General features: G+C 39.1%; 10 protein-coding genes. All 10 read right to left on the bottom strand.

Going from position 1 to position 17,278, the window contains the following annotated elements; translation table 11 throughout:
- Window positions 1-278: 278 nt before the first annotated feature.
- The gene (locus tag N8N51_RS07740) at window positions 279-8,411 is read right to left on the bottom strand and encodes a YSIRK-type signal peptide-containing protein (RefSeq protein ID WP_261103948.1); all 8,133 of its coding nucleotides are present in this window, start codon (window positions 8,409-8,411) and stop codon (window positions 279-281) included.
- 1,061 nt (window positions 8,412-9,472) lie between these two features.
- Window positions 9,473-10,162: a 50S ribosomal protein L1 gene (rplA, locus tag N8N51_RS07735; RefSeq protein WP_001085675.1), complete on the bottom strand. Its 690-nt coding sequence runs from the start codon at window positions 10,160-10,162 to the stop codon at window positions 9,473-9,475.
- Between the two features lie 207 nt (window positions 10,163-10,369).
- Window positions 10,370-10,795 carry a 50S ribosomal protein L11 gene (gene rplK / locus N8N51_RS07730; RefSeq protein ID WP_001085809.1) on the bottom strand — a complete coding sequence of 142 codons (426 nt, stop codon included), beginning with the start codon at window positions 10,793-10,795 and terminating at the stop codon, window positions 10,370-10,372.
- Between the two features lie 121 nt (window positions 10,796-10,916).
- Window positions 10,917-11,633, bottom strand: a complete 717-nt coding sequence (ldcB, locus tag N8N51_RS07725) for an LD-carboxypeptidase LdcB/DacB (RefSeq protein ID WP_084886664.1) — start codon at window positions 11,631-11,633, stop codon at window positions 10,917-10,919.
- A gap of 2 nt (window positions 11,634-11,635) precedes the next feature.
- Complete coding sequence (locus tag N8N51_RS07720; protein WP_261065636.1) at window positions 11,636-12,106, bottom strand: HIT family protein; 471 nt, start codon at window positions 12,104-12,106, stop codon at window positions 11,636-11,638.
- A 1-nt stretch (window position 12,107) separates the two neighbouring features.
- Window positions 12,108-13,145 (bottom strand): M42 family metallopeptidase, encoded by a 1,038-nt coding sequence (locus N8N51_RS07715; RefSeq protein ID WP_261103945.1) that lies wholly within the window; start codon window positions 13,143-13,145, stop codon window positions 12,108-12,110.
- Between the two features lie 97 nt (window positions 13,146-13,242).
- Window positions 13,243-14,568: a branched-chain amino acid transport system II carrier protein gene (gene brnQ, locus N8N51_RS07710; RefSeq protein ID WP_261103943.1), complete on the bottom strand. Its 1,326-nt coding sequence runs from the start codon at window positions 14,566-14,568 to the stop codon at window positions 13,243-13,245.
- 276 nt (window positions 14,569-14,844) lie between these two features.
- Window positions 14,845-15,132, bottom strand: coding sequence for a rhodanese-like domain-containing protein (locus tag N8N51_RS07705; protein WP_261103942.1), 288 nt, complete (start codon window positions 15,130-15,132; stop codon window positions 14,845-14,847).
- Between the two features lie 113 nt (window positions 15,133-15,245).
- Window positions 15,246-15,824 (bottom strand): uracil-DNA glycosylase family protein, encoded by a 579-nt coding sequence (locus tag N8N51_RS07700; RefSeq protein WP_261103940.1) that lies wholly within the window; start codon window positions 15,822-15,824, stop codon window positions 15,246-15,248.
- A 53-nt stretch (window positions 15,825-15,877) separates the two neighbouring features.
- Window positions 15,878-17,278 (bottom strand): dipeptidase PepV, encoded by a 1,401-nt coding sequence (gene pepV / locus N8N51_RS07695; protein WP_045612124.1) that lies wholly within the window; start codon window positions 17,276-17,278, stop codon window positions 15,878-15,880.

Here is a 17,278-nt window from a genome sequence, read left to right as displayed (position 1 = left end):
TAACACATCTATTTCATAAGTTCAAAGTATTTGACTTATAATTTTCACCAAAATAAATAAATTTTATATTTCAAAGTTACTTTTTGGATTATAATGTTTAATATATGTTTCGTTTTTTATATTTTTAATTTTTATTTTATAAAATATAATGAGATGTTTTTAGTTTTTATCGAATTTTAATACTTTATTCTTCAGAAAATGTTTGACAAGCACAGAAAAACCAATGATCAAAAATCATTGGTTTCTACTTTACTAAATACTCATTAGAAAAAATCGAATTAATCTTCTTTCTTCTTGCGAGCTACAAGACCAAATCCACTCAAGACTCCGAGAAGTCCAAGTGCTGCAAGGCTTGCATTGTCTTCTGTACCAGTATTTGGCAATTCACGCTTAGCTTCAGCTTCTTTCACTGCTGTTGGTTGTACTGGTTGTGCTGGAGTAGCTGGTACTTGAGGTTTAGCTGGCTGTTCAGGCATTGCTGGAGTAGCTGGCTCAACTGGTCTTGGAGTTGGCATCTCAACTTTCTTGAAGATATGTCTGATGCTTCCATTTGAATCTGTCACGGTCTTGACGTATTCGTAACCTGGAATTATTCCTGGCTCTTTAGAACCTGGTTCAGATGGTTTCACTGGATTACCATTTTCATCTGTCCAAATTGTAATATTTTGATTACCTGGATTTGGTTGAGGAACAGGTGAAGGTGTTGGAGCTGGTGGTGTTACTTTTTCATAAACATGCTCGACATCACCATTCGGAAGTGGTTTTGTTTCTACGAAGCGGTAGCCTGGAATATCTTTCTTAGGTTGTTCGCCTTCTTCTGTTGGAGTATTTGGAATTGGATTTCCATCTTTATCCTTGAAGAATGTTTTCACTTTTTCGTAGATATGCTCAGTATCTCCATTTGGAAGTGGTTTAGTTTCTACGAAGCGGTAGCCTGGGATATCTTTCTTAGGTTGTTCTCCTTTTTCAGTTGGAACTTTTGGAATTGGATTTCCATCTTTATCCTTGAAGAATGTTTTCACTTGTTCATAGATATGACGAGTATTTCCATGCTCATCAGTAATTGTTTCTTTATATCTATATCCTGGAATATCTACCTTAGGTTGTTCTCCATCTTTACTTGGGAATCCTGGAATTTCTTTACCATTTTCATCTACATAGTCTGTTCCTGGACGAACTGTTGGAGTGTATTTCGCAGAAATATCTTTTCCTGCTTTATCTTTTCTTACAACAGTCACACCTTCTCCAGTTCCTACGTAATCTTCTTCTGGAGTAAATGTTACTTTACCATCTTTATCGATAGTATAAGTTCCTTCTCCGTCAACAACCATCTTAGTTGAACCATCAGAGAATGTTGGTGGTACATCTAAATCTACGTCTCCTGTGAACTCTGGAGTTTCAGATTGAGGAGTATTCTTAGGTCCTTCTGTAGTTTTGTCTACAGTCGCTGTTACTGGTGTTACTGTTGGAGTGTATTTAGCCGTTACTTCTGTTCCGTTCTTATCTACACGTTGTACAGTTACTCCTGTAGCTGTTCCTAGGAATTCTGGTTCTGGTGTGAATGTTACTTCTCCAGTCTTAGGATTAATTTTGTATGTTCCTTCGCCTTCAACTGTTACAGAATCAACTGAATCACCTGTCTTAGGATCGATTAGTTTCGCTGGTTCGTCAGTATTAATTTCAACAGTTTCTTCTTTTCCATTGATTTTCACTGATCCACCATTGAATACTGGTGTTCCTGTTTGTGGTTGACCTTTAGGTCCTACTGATGTCTTATCTTCTCCAGTTGGCGTTACTGGCACTACTTTTGGAGTATACTTAGCTGTTACTGGCGTTCCATTCTTATCTACACGTTGAACTTCTACACCTTCTCCTTTTCCAGTAAATTGCGGTTCTGGTTGGAATTTAACTTTACCATCTTCGATTGTGTATGTTCCTTCTCCAGGAATTACTACTGGTTCATCAGTTGGTTCTCCTGTTTCTGGATCAAGAAGTTTAGGTGCTTTTGTTTCATCAATCTCAACAGTTTTTGGTACACCATTAACCGTTACTGTTCCACCTTTGAATTCTGGTAATCCTGTTTGTGCTTTACCTTGAATATCTTTAGATTTAGCTGGTGTTGCTGTTGGAGTTACACCTTTAACTTTAGGTGTATAGCTTGCTTCTACAGGTGTTCCGTTCGCATCTTTCACTTGAACAGTTACCCCTGTTGCTTGACCAGTAAATTGTGGTTCTGGTGTGAATGTTACTTCTCCAGTCTTAGGATCGATTGTGTATTTTCCTTCATCAGGAATCACTATTGTGGTTTTATCAGTTGGCTTCCCTGTTTCTGGATCGATTAATTTCGCTGGTTGCTCATCAGTAATTGTAATTGCAACATCAGGATTTCCTGGTGTGAATTTTGGTGTTCCATTTTGTTCAGCACCTTGTACATCTTCTGACGTAACGTCTTCTCCTGTTGGTTTAACTGGAGTTACCGTTGGAGTGTATTTAGCTTTTACAGGTGTTCCGTTTGTATCTTCACGTTGAACTTCTACACCTGTAGCTGTTCCTGTAAATTGTGGTTCTGGTTGGAATTTAACTTTACCATCTTCGATTGTGTATGTTCCTTCTCCTTCAACTGTTACAGAATCAACTGGATTACCTGTCTTAGGATCGATTAGTTTTGGAGCTTTTGTTTCATCAATTGGAACAACTTTCTCTTCGTCATTAACCGTTACTGTTCCACCTTTGAATTCTGGTAATCCTGTTTGCGCTTTACCTTGAATATCTGTTGTTTTAGCTGGTGTTGCTGTTGGTGTTACAGGTTTAATGTTAGGTGTGTACGTAGTTCTTACTGGAGTTCCGTTTGTATCTTTTGCTTCAATTGTTACTGGTGGAACTGGCCCTACATATGTTTTGTCTTCTGGTGTGTATACTGCAACTGGATCTTTACCAAGTTCTTTCACAAGAGTATACTTACCGATTACTTTATTTGGATCTTTTGGATCTTTTACAACCACTTCATTAGTTGGTTTTCCATCTTCACCTACTAATGTAACTGAACCTGGATTAATCGGTACTGGATCTGATTTAATTGGATTTCCAACTGGATCTTCTAAATCTGCAGTTCCACCTTTGAATGTAATAGGTTGTTTTTGTGTTGCACCTTGTACATCCGTTGATTCAGCTGGCTTAGCTGTTGGTTTAACCCCTACGATTACTGGAGTATAATCAGCTGTTGCCGGTGTATTGTTTTTATCAACACGTTGAACTGTTACTGGTTGTACTGGCCCTACATATGATTTATCTTCTGGTGTGAATTTCACTACTCCTGTAGTCGGATCTAAAGTATATTTACCGATTACATTTCCTTCTGGATCTTTCGCTGGAAGTTCATTTGAAGGAACAGGTTGCTTCGTTTCTGGGTCAAGTAATGTTGCTGGTTTATCGTAATCGATTGGTACTGCTTCATTACCTGGTTTGAAGTAAGGTTTACCATTTTGTTCTTGACCTTGTACTCCTGTAGTCACATTATCGAATCCTTGTGGTACTACTGGTTTAACAATCGGTGTGTATTTCGCAGTAGCTGGTGTTCCATTGGTATCAACACGTTTTACAGTTACACCTCTAGCTACTCCTGTGAAGTCTTTTTCTGGTTGGAAGTGAACTGTTCCATCTGAATCTACTGTGTATGTTCCTTCTCCTGGTACTACTTTTTCAGTTGTTCCATCTTCAAATGTTGCCGGAACTTTATCATCGATTGGGAATTCATCGTCCCCTGGTGTAAAGACTACTTTACTTTGTTGAGGTTTTCCTTGAAGGTTTGTCGTAGTTTTATCTTGTCCTTCTGGTACTACTGGAGTCACAGTTGGAGTATAAGTTGTTTCTACTTTTGTTCCGTTTTTGTCTGCCGCTGTTACTTTAGCTGGGGCTGGTGTTCCAGTAAAGTCTTTATCTGGTTGGAATGTAATTACTCCAGTTTCTGGATCTAAAGTATAAGTACCGACTTCTTTTCCATCTTTAAGAGCTGGCATTGTTGTGACTTCTGCACCTGTTGGATCTACAAGTTTCACTGTAGATTTATCGATTGGCGCTGTTTCGTCACCTTCTTTGAACATTGTAGTAGCATCTTGAGTTTGTGGTTTACCTTGTTTTCCACTTGTTTCTTTTGGTTCTGCAGTTGGTTCTACTGCTTCCACTTCTGGAGTGTAGTCTCCACTAGATGTAACTTCAACTTTATTTCCTTCTGAATCTGTTGCTGTTACAGCTACTTTAACATCTACTCCTTTTGCTTTACCTTTGAAGCTTGGTTCTGGTTGGAATGTTACTACTCCCGTAGCTGGATCAATCGCATATGTTCCTTCGCCTTCTACTACAACTTTACCTTCTTCATTCGCACCTTCTAATGAGTACTTAGCTGTAGACCAGTCTACATTTGTTCCATCTGGAGTGTTAGTTCCTGTGTTTAATTCAGAGAAACGATCTTTTCCTGATTTAGATTCTTGAGGTTGTCCTTGTTTTCCTTTAGTTTCATCGCTTGATGGTTTAACCCCATATACAGTTGGTGTGTAAGTAGTTGAAGATTCTACTACTACTGGTTGCCCATCATCACCTGTTAATGTTACATTCGCTGAAACTGTTAATGGTTTAGCTGTACCGATAAATCCTGGAGCTGGTGTGAAGTTCACTTTACCTGTGTTTTCATCAATTTCATAAGTACCTTCATCAGTAGTTACAGAACTTACTTTTTTACCAGATAATGGGTCAACTAGTTTGTAGTCAGATACTTCTGCATTATTTGGTAAACCAGTCTTGAATCCTGTTTCCATTGAATCAGTTTGTTTTTGTCCTTCTGCTCCAGCAGATTTTTCAGGTTTAGAAACTACAATGTAGTAAGTTGTTTCTGCAACTGCATCTTCTGTAACTTCTCCTGAATCTGTTTTTCCTACTGTTGGAGTTGTTACAACACCATTTGAGTCAACAGATCTTACTATTACTTTATAACTTCCATATTCACCTAATGTATATGCTGCGATTTCTGGGTTTGCTAAGTTTTTCTCAGCTGCTGTTTTCAATGCTTCACGAGCTGTTTCTACAGCTTTTTCAGCTGCAAGAGCTTCATCACGAGCTGATTTCACTTTTGCTTCTACATCAGGTAATGCTGCTGCCGCTTTATCTAATTCTGCTTTTAGTGATGCTTGTTGTTCTTTTGCCGCATTTAATTTCTTCTCAGCTAAATCTCTCGCTGTTGGTGAAATTGTACGAAGATTTAAATCGTCTAAAGCTTTTTGAGCATCTTCTACAATTCTATCTTGACGGTCTACTAATTCTTGAATTTTCGCTAATTCATTATTTGCTCCTTGAGCGTTCGCAATCGCTTCTGCTGCTGCTTTTGTTTTTTCTGCTGCAGTACGTTGTGCTTGAATATATGCTTTTTCTTCTGCTTCTGCTAAATTAAATTCTTTTTTAGCTCCACTTGGTGAAGTTACTGTCAATTTAGTTTTAATTGTCTCAGATTGAGCATCATCTGACTCATCGTCAATTTTATCTTCAAATGCTACATTTGCTTTTGGTGATTTCAATAAGTCTACAGAATTCCCTTGAGTATCTGAATAACTTGTTGAAGTTCCAGTTGGTTTATCATTTTGAATAGAAGCTACGTCTGTTCCTGTTGCTTCACGGAAAGCTACATATCCTTTAAATCCTGAATCTGTAGAAATCTTCCATCCAGCATTTGATTTTTCAGCAGTAACTGTAGACCCATCAGAAGCAGTCCATGTATTTGTTGCTGAATCATAAGTTACAGTAACCGTAACTCCTTTTGTATCAGCTGTTTGCGCTTTTGGTAATGCAGTAACTGTACGAGTTACATCTCCTACGGCTGTTACTTCACCATTCTTACGAATTTCTGCAACTTTTTCTGTTAAAGTAGCTGCTGAAGATGTTGCATTCCATGTACGAGTGAATTCGTATACAATATAGTCAACACTACCATCTGCTTTTGCATCTGTATAAACACGACGTTCTGTTAATGTTGTAGTTCCATCTCCATTGTCTTTTAAGACATATGCGTCTTCATTTGGAAGCGTATATTTACCAGTTGCACTATTAAATGTAGCTGTATATTCTTTATTATTTGCATCTTTCACTTTCACAACTTCACGTTGTAAGTCTGCACGAACTTTATCAGTTGTTGCTTTCGCTACAATACTATCTACTCCAACATATTGTGTAGAGTCTGAAGTAACAGGAATATTAATTTTAGACGCTGCTGTTGCCGAAGCATCTCCAAGTTGATCTCCTTCTTTTACAGCTGTATTAGTAGTTCCTGCAGCTACAGTCCATTTACCGTCTTTTACAACTAATTTTGTAACTGTTCCATCTGGCATTGTGATTTCTGCTTTATTAGCACCGTTAGAAACAGATACTGGAACTTTTGTTGCATACGCTTCAACATTAGATACAGTAATTTTTGGAGCTACTGCAATCGTAATATTTTCATGAGCTTCTTGACCATACATATTCCAATCCTGATTTTTCGCATTGGTTGTATTATTATAGTCTTTGGCGTAAACATTTGCTGTATAAATTCCAGCTTCTGACGCTGTTCCTGTAATATCTCCAGTTTTTGGATCATAATTTAATCCTGGTACAACATCATTTATCGAAGTTTTACTTCCCGTAAAATTACCATTTAAGGCTGTGTGGGCTGTAACAGTTTGTGGTCCGTTCTGGGTATTTACTTTAGATCCATCAACTGCAGTAAAGGTTGCTCCATTCGTGCCTCCAGGAGCCGTTTTTGAACCGGCAACAACTTTTTCTCCATTACTTCTGTATACATAACCAGTTCTTTCATCACGACTCATTCCATCGTTATCAACATATTTAATATTATGGTTCACTTCATCTCCGATTGTGACCATTGTAGATGTACCTTTAATTAATGGAGCTGTTGAGTCTTGCCATCCAATCCATCCAGCTGTTAAGTCACGGAAAGTAACTTCTTGAGTAGCTCCATCTTTCTCTACAGTTACAATATAGCGCATGTCATATACACCGTTTTGAAGAGTAGATGCTACGTATCCTTCTACAGTATCTGTTTTTTCATTATATCCTGTACCAGGAACTAAGTTACTTAGTTGGATATCTTTAATTTTATATCCCGCAGCTTCTGCTTCTGGTGATAAAGTAAAACGTTTTTTAGCATCAGTAATATACACGTAGTGATTGCCTTGTTCATATGTGTATCCATAAATTTCTGTCGCTAAATATTCATAAGATCCACCCGCACCCCATATTGTATTCCCATTAGTTTTTCCTGTAGCACGAAGTTTCCCTTTCCATAGAGCAGCTTCACGACCAAGTTTCTGAGCTTCTGTTTTTGATAAAGGAATATCAGTACGACCACTTATCCCTGCTTGTCCACTATTAGCCGCAGGCACTTCTGTATTCTCTGATTGATAACCATGAACATAAATTTTGTAATTGTTGTTACCATCTAATACTTTGTAAGATTTACCAGTAGCTCCATTGAATTCGCCATTTTCTTTTCGTAATTCTGTGGAAGCTGCTGTATATCCTTCGTTAGCTGAAAGAGCTACCGCGAACTTACCATCACGGTTAATCCCTGCATTTTTCAACTCGTTGTAGACTGCAAGGATTGATTCGTTAAGGCGTTCCAATTGTGCATCTACTTGCTCTTTTGTGACACTCTTATCAACCAAAAGAGCCTTAGTTTCAGCAAGTACTGTTTGGTTCTTAGCGACTGCCGCTGTAACTGCTGCCTTGTTTTCTTCTTTGACATCAGCCTTAGCAAGTTCAGTCTCAGCTAATTTGTTTGTTACTTCAGCTTCTGATGATACTTGTGTAAGAGTTGTTGTTGCTACTGAAAGAGCTTTCTCAGCTGGAGTAGCTTTCTTTTCAGCTTCAGCTTTCGTAGCTTCTTTTTCAGCTGCTTGTTTGTTATCGAAACCAGCAGTATTTGACTCAGTAACAACTGTGCTCAAAGCTGATACAGTTTCGGCTTGGGCATCTACATCAGCTTGGTTAGATTCAGCCTTAGCAAGAGCTGCTTTAGCTGTTACCAATACTTCCTTAGCTGAATTTACTACTGTAGCATCCGCATATTTTGCAGTTGAAAGTTTAGATTCTAAAGTCGCGATACTTGCTTCCAGTATTGCCTTGTTTACTTTTTTAGCCTCTTCTACTTTAACTTCAGGTTTTGCTTCTGTAGTATGCTGATCTGATTTTTCAGCTGGAGCTGCTACTACTTCAGTTTCCGTACCTTGTACTTCCGTCGCAGATACTGCGCCGTTACCAAGGAACATCAAACCAGCTGCAATAGCTACTGATGCTGCACCAAAGCTATATTTACGAATACCGTAACGAATGTACTTTTCTGTTCGAAAATCTTTCTGCTTGTCCTTCATTTTTGACATATATCCTCCATAAAATAGTCAGTTTATTAGCGATATTAATAGCCAAGATGATACATAAAAAGACCCCTTTATATTTTCTAAAATACTTAGAGGACCATCTTTTAGATAGTACCAGCAAACACCATCAATATTCAAAGCCATTTTATCATTTTTAAGTTTTTTTAGCAATAAATATGATAACAAATAAATAATTGTTTAAATTATTACTTATTTATTACTTATATAGTGACTTTATCTTTATAAAACAAATATTTTTATTGATATTTTATCTTATTTCATACAAATAAAGTCCTTATCCTGATATTGTATAAAATGAAATCTTATTTCTATATTTTATGTGTTATTATGTTGTTTCGTCCGGTAATAATATTTGAATTTGCATTACATAAGTATTTATAGCTATATTATATCTATTATGGATAAAATATAAACTTTATCTTACTTTATACATAATATGGGATTTTAGAATTTAATATATAGACAAAAATAAAAATTCCTCTCTTAAAACTTAAAAGAGGAATTTTTATCATCCACAATTAACATGCATAATTATAATACTATATTTTCAAATATTTTGCAAGCACTTTTTATTTTGAATCTTCAAATCTCTTATAAATCTTTCGCTTTTTATTTTATTTTTTTAAATCCCATTAAATAATATTTCTATTTGATGAGTTTTTAAACAAACATCCGAGTTTAATGTACGGTTTTTTCGATTTTATCTTTAAATTGATATTTTATGTTTTCATTATTTTTATAACTTAAATATTATATTTACGGCCTTTTTATAAGCCTGTGTTAACATTTTTAAGAATCTATACACTTATCTATACATCTACCATTAATACCTCTAAAAAAATCGTTCGGATTTTATCCCATAACCTCAACAATTTCAATAATAGAATACAAAACTTTCTCTGATTTTTTTCAATTATTTTTTCTCCTAAATCATAAAAGAAAAAACGAATGAAGCCACATCGATTCTTTAGAATCAATAACTAAAGACAAAAAAACGAGCACTTTCGCACTCGTTCTCTGTTATAAACTACTGATTAAAGTGAGTTTACGTCAACTTTGATACCAACACCTTGAGTAGTTGTGATAGTCAAGTTTGTTACGTAAGTTCCTTTAGCTGTAGCTGGTTTTGCTTTTTGGATTGTTTCGTTGAAAGCTTTAAAGTTTTCAACCAATTTTTCAGCTTCAAATGATACTTTACCGATGATTGCTTGAACGTTACCTGCACGGTCAGCACGGTAAGTGATTTTACCACCTTTAGACTCTTCAACTGCTTTAGCAACATCCATTGTTACAGTACCAGTTTTAGGGTTTGGCATCAAGTTACGTGGTCCAAGGACACGTCCAAGACGTCCAACAAGAGCCATCATGTCAGGTGTAGCAATAACTACGTCGAAGTCCAACCAACCGTCGTTGATTTTAGCAACAAGGTCATCTTCACCAACAAAGTCTGCACCAGCAGCTTTTGCTTCTTCAGCTTTTGCACCACGTGCGAAAACAAGAACGCGTGAAGTTTTACCAGTACCGTTTGGCAATACCATTGCTCCACGGATTTGTTGATCAGCTTTTTTAACGTCGATGTTCAAGTTGTAAGCAACTTCTACAGTTGCGTCAAATTTTGCAAAGTTAGTTTCTTTTGCAAGTGCTACAGCTTCTTCTACGCTGTATGCTTTTGTGCTGTCGATTTTCTCAAGAGCAGCACGAAGTTGTTTGCTTTTTTTAGCCATTTTCTATTCTCCTTGTAAGTGGTTCAATCGATTTTCATCTCCCACGTCACTTCTCGAAATGATGAAGTCTTGCGGGTTTTCAGTCTATTATTTTTCTTTTCCTACTTCGTTAAGCTCCCTTGCTGTACCCAAGTACAAGCTTCAGTCACTTGCCTAGTATGAAAAGCAACTAATAGACTGCTGTGAGATTTTCTACTGTATTATTGATTAGTCAACAACAGTGAATCCCATAGAACGAGCAGTACCTTCGATCATACGCATTGCAGACTCTACGTTTGCTGCGTTCAAATCTGGCATCTTAGTTTCTGCAATTTCTTGTACTTGTGCACGAGTAACTGTAGCAACTTTAGTTTTGTTCGGTGTACCTGATCCTTTTTCAACACCTGCAGCTTTTTTCAAAAGAACAGCAGCTGGTGGTGTTTTCGTAACGAAAGTAAATGATTTATCTTCGTAAACTGAGATAACAACTGGAATAATCATACCAGCTTGGTCAGCTGTACGAGCGTTGAACTCTTTTGTGAATCCCATGATGTTGATACCAGCTTGACCAAGAGCAGGTCCAACCGGTGGAGCTGGTGTAGCTTTACCAGCAGGGATTTGCAATTTTACAAGTTTTTCGACTTTTTTAGCCATTTTTAAATCCTCCTTTGTGGTTTTGGCGGTAATTAAAGATTTTTACCTCCCACAAGTATGCTTTACACATACTCATCTATTATACACTATTTATCTAGAATTGCAAGAGAAAAGTTTATTTTTAATCGACATAATCTCCGCCTTCAAAGCCGTAGTATTCTTCCAAACTGAGACCACTCTCAGCAATTTCTTTTGCTTCTTTTCCGACATAACGAAGGTGCCATTCTTCAGCCATATAGCCTGTTTCTTTTTCTTTACCTTTGAGATAACGGACAACAAAGCCATAATCAGCTGCATGGTCCAAGAGCCATTGGGCTGCTTTTTCTTCTGTTACTAAATCACCATCAGTCCCAATAACATCAAAGGCCAAGCCAGTTTGGTGTTCACTATAGCCAGGTCGGGCAGAGTAACGGTCAGCAGCTGCCTTTCCGTCTTGATTAACATAATCTTGATAGAGCTTGGTCTGAGTTTCATAACTTCTAAAGCCACTGTAATGGTCACTAATTGGGAAACCTGCCTCTTGCATCGCTTTGATGAGTTTGACCAACTCAGCCTTGGCTGTTGGATTTTCCCCTGGATTATAGTCTTTTGACAATGGGTAGTGTTTATTGGCTACGATGATTTCATCGTATTTCCCTTGGATGCTGTAGTAGTCTCCTTTATTAACCACTTCTGCTTTTTTCTGAGTAGCTCCTTGAGACTTACTTCCAACTGTTCCATCAGCTTTAGCAGTTTGCTCTGTCTTAGCTGAGCCATCTTCATTTTTTGCTTTTTCTTGTGAACAAGCTGCTAGACTCAAGGCTAGCAAGGCTGTCAAGATAAGGTATCTTTTTTTCATTTCTACTCCTTTATTTCTAATAGTTTATCTACTTCTGACGATAAACGTTTGACTAATCTTTTAATCTCATCCGATTTTGCTTGGCAGGTTTCTGCTGTCATTTCTTCAAAGGGAACCCACCAGACTGGACCACGTCCATTGAGACCGTGACCATTCATGTCACCTCTTCGTCTAGGAAACAGATGCCAATGAAGATGGGCATCGCCATTTCCTAGCAGTTCGATATTCATTTTCTCAGCAGCAAAGGCCTTAGCAACCGCCTCTTGGACCACACTCATTTCTTCTAGAAAACGGAGTCTTGTCTCCTTTTTCAAATGGTGCAATTCGGTGACATGTTCCTTGGCTAGAAAGAGACTATAACCTGCAAAATACTGGTGGTCTCCAATCACAAGATAGCCTGTTTCCAACTCTTTGACAAAATAGGGATTTTCTCCCTTCTTGATGAGCTCAATTCTCTGGCAAATAAGGCACATATTAGTCTCCCAATTCGCTCTTAAGATAAGCATCAACCATTCGTTCTGTTGCGACCACCGAATCAATATGAGTACGCTCATAAGAATGACTAGACTCTATACCAGCACCGAGAAGGGCATGTTTGACTTCTGCACCTGCAGACATAGCCGCTGAAGCGTCTGAACCATAAAACGGATAGATATCCAGCTTAAATGGAATATCTTGCTCTTTAGCCAAAGCAACCAAATGTTGACGGAAGTCATAGTGATAAGGACCTGAAGCATCCTTGACACAGATGGACACTGTGTACTCATCTGTTTGCTGATCATCCCCCATAGCTCCCATATCCACAGCCAGATATTCGACTACTTGAGCAGGAATATTAGAATTAGCACCATGCCCCACTTCTTCAAAGACTGAAAAGGCAAAATGGGTTGTTACTGGCAACTCAATCTTCTCTTCCATATAAATACGAAGCAGGTTAAGCAAAATCGCTGCGCTGACCTTGTCATCCAAATGACGAGACTTGATAAAACCTGTCTCTGTCACGACAATTCGTGGATCAAAACTGATAAAATCACCGACCTCAATCCCCAAGGCACGAGTTTCTTTTTCATTGGTTACTTTGGCGTCCAAACGCACTTCCATATTGTCCTGCGTGCGTTCTGCAGTTCCTGCATCCTTGTAGACATGGCAAGAAGTTTGGTGGATGAGGATGGTGCCTGATACTTTTTCACCTGTGCTAGCCACATGAACGATACAGTTTTCTCCTTCGATCATGTTCCAAGGGAAACCACCGATACGATCCAATTTAAGACGGCCGTCTGGTTTGACAGCACGGACAATGGCCCCCAGCGTATCTACATGGGCAGTCACATAGCGGTGTTGTTCATCATTTTGACCTTTAATGGTCACATTGACACCGCCCTTGGCTGTACGAACTGGCTGATACCCAAAACCTTCTAGAGTCTTGACTAAATAGTCCGAAATCTCACGAGTGAAGCCTGTTGGCGATGCGATGGCTGTTAGTTCTTTGATATATTCTACTGTTTGATTCATTTCTTCACCTCTTTTGCTACCTATTATAACACATTTATCATCGGATAAAAAAAGAAAATCACTCCTGTAGACTTGGCTACAAAAGTGATTTTAATGATTATTCCATTTCAAAAACATCGCTTTCTTGCTTGTTTGGTAGAATCAATGAGAGCAAGATTCCGACAACGGCTGGTACCAACCATGGGAGAGATGCCTTGGCAAAAGGAAGAGCATTGACAAGATTTGCAAGAAACTCAACTTTAAATGAGCTTCCTAATACGCTTGCAATGGCAATAGCTGTAACAACAGCAATTGTCAACTGCATACCTTGTTTTGAAAGAGCTACAAATTTGTTGACAATGACAATCATAACGATAGCAATCGTGATTGGGTACAAGATAACCAGTACTGGAATGGAGTACTTGATAATCGCATCAAGCCCCAAATTAGCAATGGCAAATCCAATCAAGGTAAAGGCTGTCGCATAAACCTTGTAGCTGATTTGTGGGAAACGTTCATTAAAGAACTCAGCTGTTGACACAATCAAACCAACAGTTGTTGTGAAGCAGGTTACGGTAACCATAGCTGCCAGGAAGAGTTGGGCTGTTGAGCCAAAGATTTCTTGAGTGGCTTGTGACAAGATGTAAACACCTGGTGTTCCACCCTTCATAGCCTCAGCTGGTACCGGGAAATGATTTCCAAGGAAACCTAAACCGATATAAAGAGCACTGAAGGCAAGGGCAACAACGATACCAACCACCCAAATAGTTGAAATGTATTCTTTCTTACTTGAAAATCCAAGTTGTTTCAAGGTTTGAACTGCGATTACGCTAAAGGCAACTGAAGCAAGGGCGTCCAAGGTATTGTAACCTTCTAGGAAACCTGTACCAAAGGCAGAAGTTTGATAAGCAGCTGAAGCAGCTTGAGGACTTGTTCCACCGTATTTGAAAGCTCCCAGAACAACCAAGATAACAATCAAAATCGCAAAGACTGGCGTTAAAATACGGCCGATACGGTCCAAGATTTTTGATGGATTAAGCGAAATCAAATAGGCAGCCACAAAATAAAGAACCGTAAAGACAATCAAACCAAGACCTTTATTTGCATCCGACAAAAGAGGGCTAATCCCTACTTCGTAAGCTGTTGTAGCTGTACGTGGGATAGCAAAGAATGGACCGATTGACAAGTAAAGAACTGAGAGGTAAAGAGTCGCAAACCAAGGCGCTATCTTTGTAGAAATCTCGTAGATATATCCTTTAGGATTTAGCGTTCCAATAATAAGAGTCAAGACGGCGATACCGACGCCTGAAAAGACAAAACCTGCGATGGCAGGAAGAAAATGTTCTCCAGATAGAGCACCTAGAGAAGGCGGAAAAATCAAGTTCCCCGCACCAAAAAATATTCCAAACAGGAGTAAACCTGTTAGGGCACCTTTTTTAGCCATGAAAATCTCCTTCATATTTATAAAATACTGACCTAGTATATCATGAATAAGAGTATGAAAAAAGCTTCACGAAGTAAATATTGAATGTTTTCAAGATTCTTAAAAATGAGAATTGTCTAAAAATAAAATTCTCCTACCCAGTCCACACCAAGTAGGAGAAAATTCTAATGTTTATACTCTTCGAAAATCTCTTCAAACCACGTCAGCTTCACCTTGCCGTACTCAAGTACAGCCTGCGGCTAGCTTCCTAGTTTGCTCTTTGATTTTCATTGAGTATTAAAGTTCTTCAAAGGCCATCATGCCACCTTGGACATTGATAACCTCATAACCTTGTTCTGATAAGAATTGGCAAGAGCGCGCCGATCTCATTCCAGATTTACAAATAACATAATGTAACTGGTCCTTGTCCAACTGATTATAGCTATCAGCCAATTGACTCAGAGGAAGATTCTGAGCACCTTCTAAATGAAGAGCTTCAAACTCATCCACTTCTCTCACGTCCACTAAAGAAAGTTGGTCGTTTTGGTAAAGCTGGTAAAATGCGTCAAAGGTTATTTCTTTCATTCTTTTTCTCCTAATACTCTTCGAAAATCTCTTCAAACCACGTCAGCGTCGCCTTACCGTACTCAAGTACAGCCTGCGGCTAGCTTCCTAGTTTGCTCTTTGATTTTCATTGACTATAAAATAGTTTTAATTCTTTTTTTCAAATCCGGCACCACTTCTGCCTCAAACCAAGGATTTTTGGCCATCCAGATTTGATTGCGTGGTGAGGGGTGAACTAGTGGAAAATAGGTTGGCAAGTACTTCTGGTAGTGTTTTACCCGTTCTGTCACCTTGCCACTGACTTTCTCCTGTAAATAGTAGGCTTGGGCATATTGGCCAATCAAGAGGGTCAATTGGATATCTGGTAATTCTTGCAAGAGCTGTGGATGCCATTTTTCAGCAAAGCCAGTTCTCGGTGGTAAATCACCTGACTTGCCATGCCCTGGAAAGTAGAAATCCATAGGCAGAACAGCAAAATATCCTGAATTGTAAAAGGTATCTTCATCCACACCTAGCCAGTCGCGCAAGCGGTCACCACTCTTATCTTTCCAGTAAAGGCCTGCTTCTTGGGTTTTAAGACCAGGCGCTTGACCGATGATATTGATGCGAGCAGTCTTTGGCGCTGCAAAGAGAGGCTCGATGCCACGCTTTGTATAGGTAGCATTCTGCGGATCCGCCATAATGGCTTGCTTGATTCTTTCGATTTGAGACATCTACTTTCCCTCCAAAAAGAAGTCTAAGCATACAATCTCAGACTTCTATCGTTTTATTTGATCAATTCATAAATAGCTTCGGCATAGATTGCTGCAGCTCGGAAGAGATCGTCCAAGGCGATAAATTCATTGGCTTGGTGCATGGTGTCAATTGAGTCTGGGAACATGGCACCGTAGGCAACTCCGCGTTCGAGCAAACGACCAAAGGTTCCACCACCGATAACTTGCTCGTGACCTTTAAGGCCAGTTTGTTTTTCATAGACATTCAACAAGGTTTGCACAAGTGGATCTTCCATTGGCACATAGTGAGGGGTATGCCCGTGCTCAGAAAGGCTAACAGAAGCAACTGACAAGTTTTCAAGGATTGACTTGATTTGCTCTGGGCTTGTTCCTTTTGGATAGCGGATATTAAGGGCAATGGTATTATCAGCACTTGCTTCATCGAAGCGGAAGACACCCGCATTCATAGAAAGGGCACCCATCTTTTCATCCACATGGGCAATCTTGAGATTTTCACCCTCATGGTCGTTCAAGAGAATTTTACCAGCGATGTCAAGGTAGTCTTTAGCTGGTCCTGCAAAGTCAAACTGACTGAGGAAGAGAGCTAGGTAAGTTGCACCATTGACACCTGAAGCAGGCATAGCACCGTGGGCTGATTTACCAATGATCGTCACCTTGTATTGGCCAGCTTCTTCTTGAATTTCTCCTCTGAGTTTGTGTTCTGCAACAAAAGTATCTAGTTTACTTTGCAAGTCAGCTAAGTCACCTGAAACAACTGCTGTTGCTGATTCAGGAACCATGTTTTCACGCAAACCACCTGTGAAGCTGTGAAGACGGGCAACACCTGCATTTTCACCTGCAAAGTGGAGGTATTCCGTGATATTTCCTTTTTCACCATTGATGATAGGGAATTCAGCGTCTGGAGAGAAACCGAAGTCTGGCTTCGCAAGTCCTACGTGCTCGAAGTAGTAGTCCATATCTGCCCAACCTGATTCTTCGTCTGTTCCGACGATGAAACGAACTTTCTTAGAAGTTGGAAGACCCAATTCTTTGATGATTTTCAAACCATAGTAACAAGCTGTTGTAGGACCCTTATCGTCAGAAGCTCCACGCGCATAAAGACGACCGTCTTTGATAGTTGGTGTGTAAGGGTCTGTGTCCCAACCGCTACCAGCAGGCACTACGTCCATGTGGGCAAAGATTCCGAGAACTTCTTCTCCATCACCAAACTCGAAATGTCCTGCGTAGTTGTCAACATTTTTAGTTGGGTAGCCATCGCGGTCTGCAATTTCAAGGAATTTCTCCAAAGCTTTTACCGGCCCAGGTCCAAATGGATGCTCAGCATCAACCTTGCTGTCATCACGTTCAGAGTTGATTTCTAAAAGGCTAAACAAGTCAGCCAAGAGGTCTTCTTTACGTTTTTCTACTTCTGCTGTAAAATCAATTGTTGTCAT

The sequence above is a fragment of the Streptococcus mitis genome, assembly GCF_946188685.1.
Classification (GTDB): domain Bacteria; phylum Bacillota; class Bacilli; order Lactobacillales; family Streptococcaceae; genus Streptococcus; species Streptococcus mitis_CC.
Note: the sequence above shows the minus strand (reverse complement) of the source record. Positions and strands in the feature narration are given on the sequence as shown.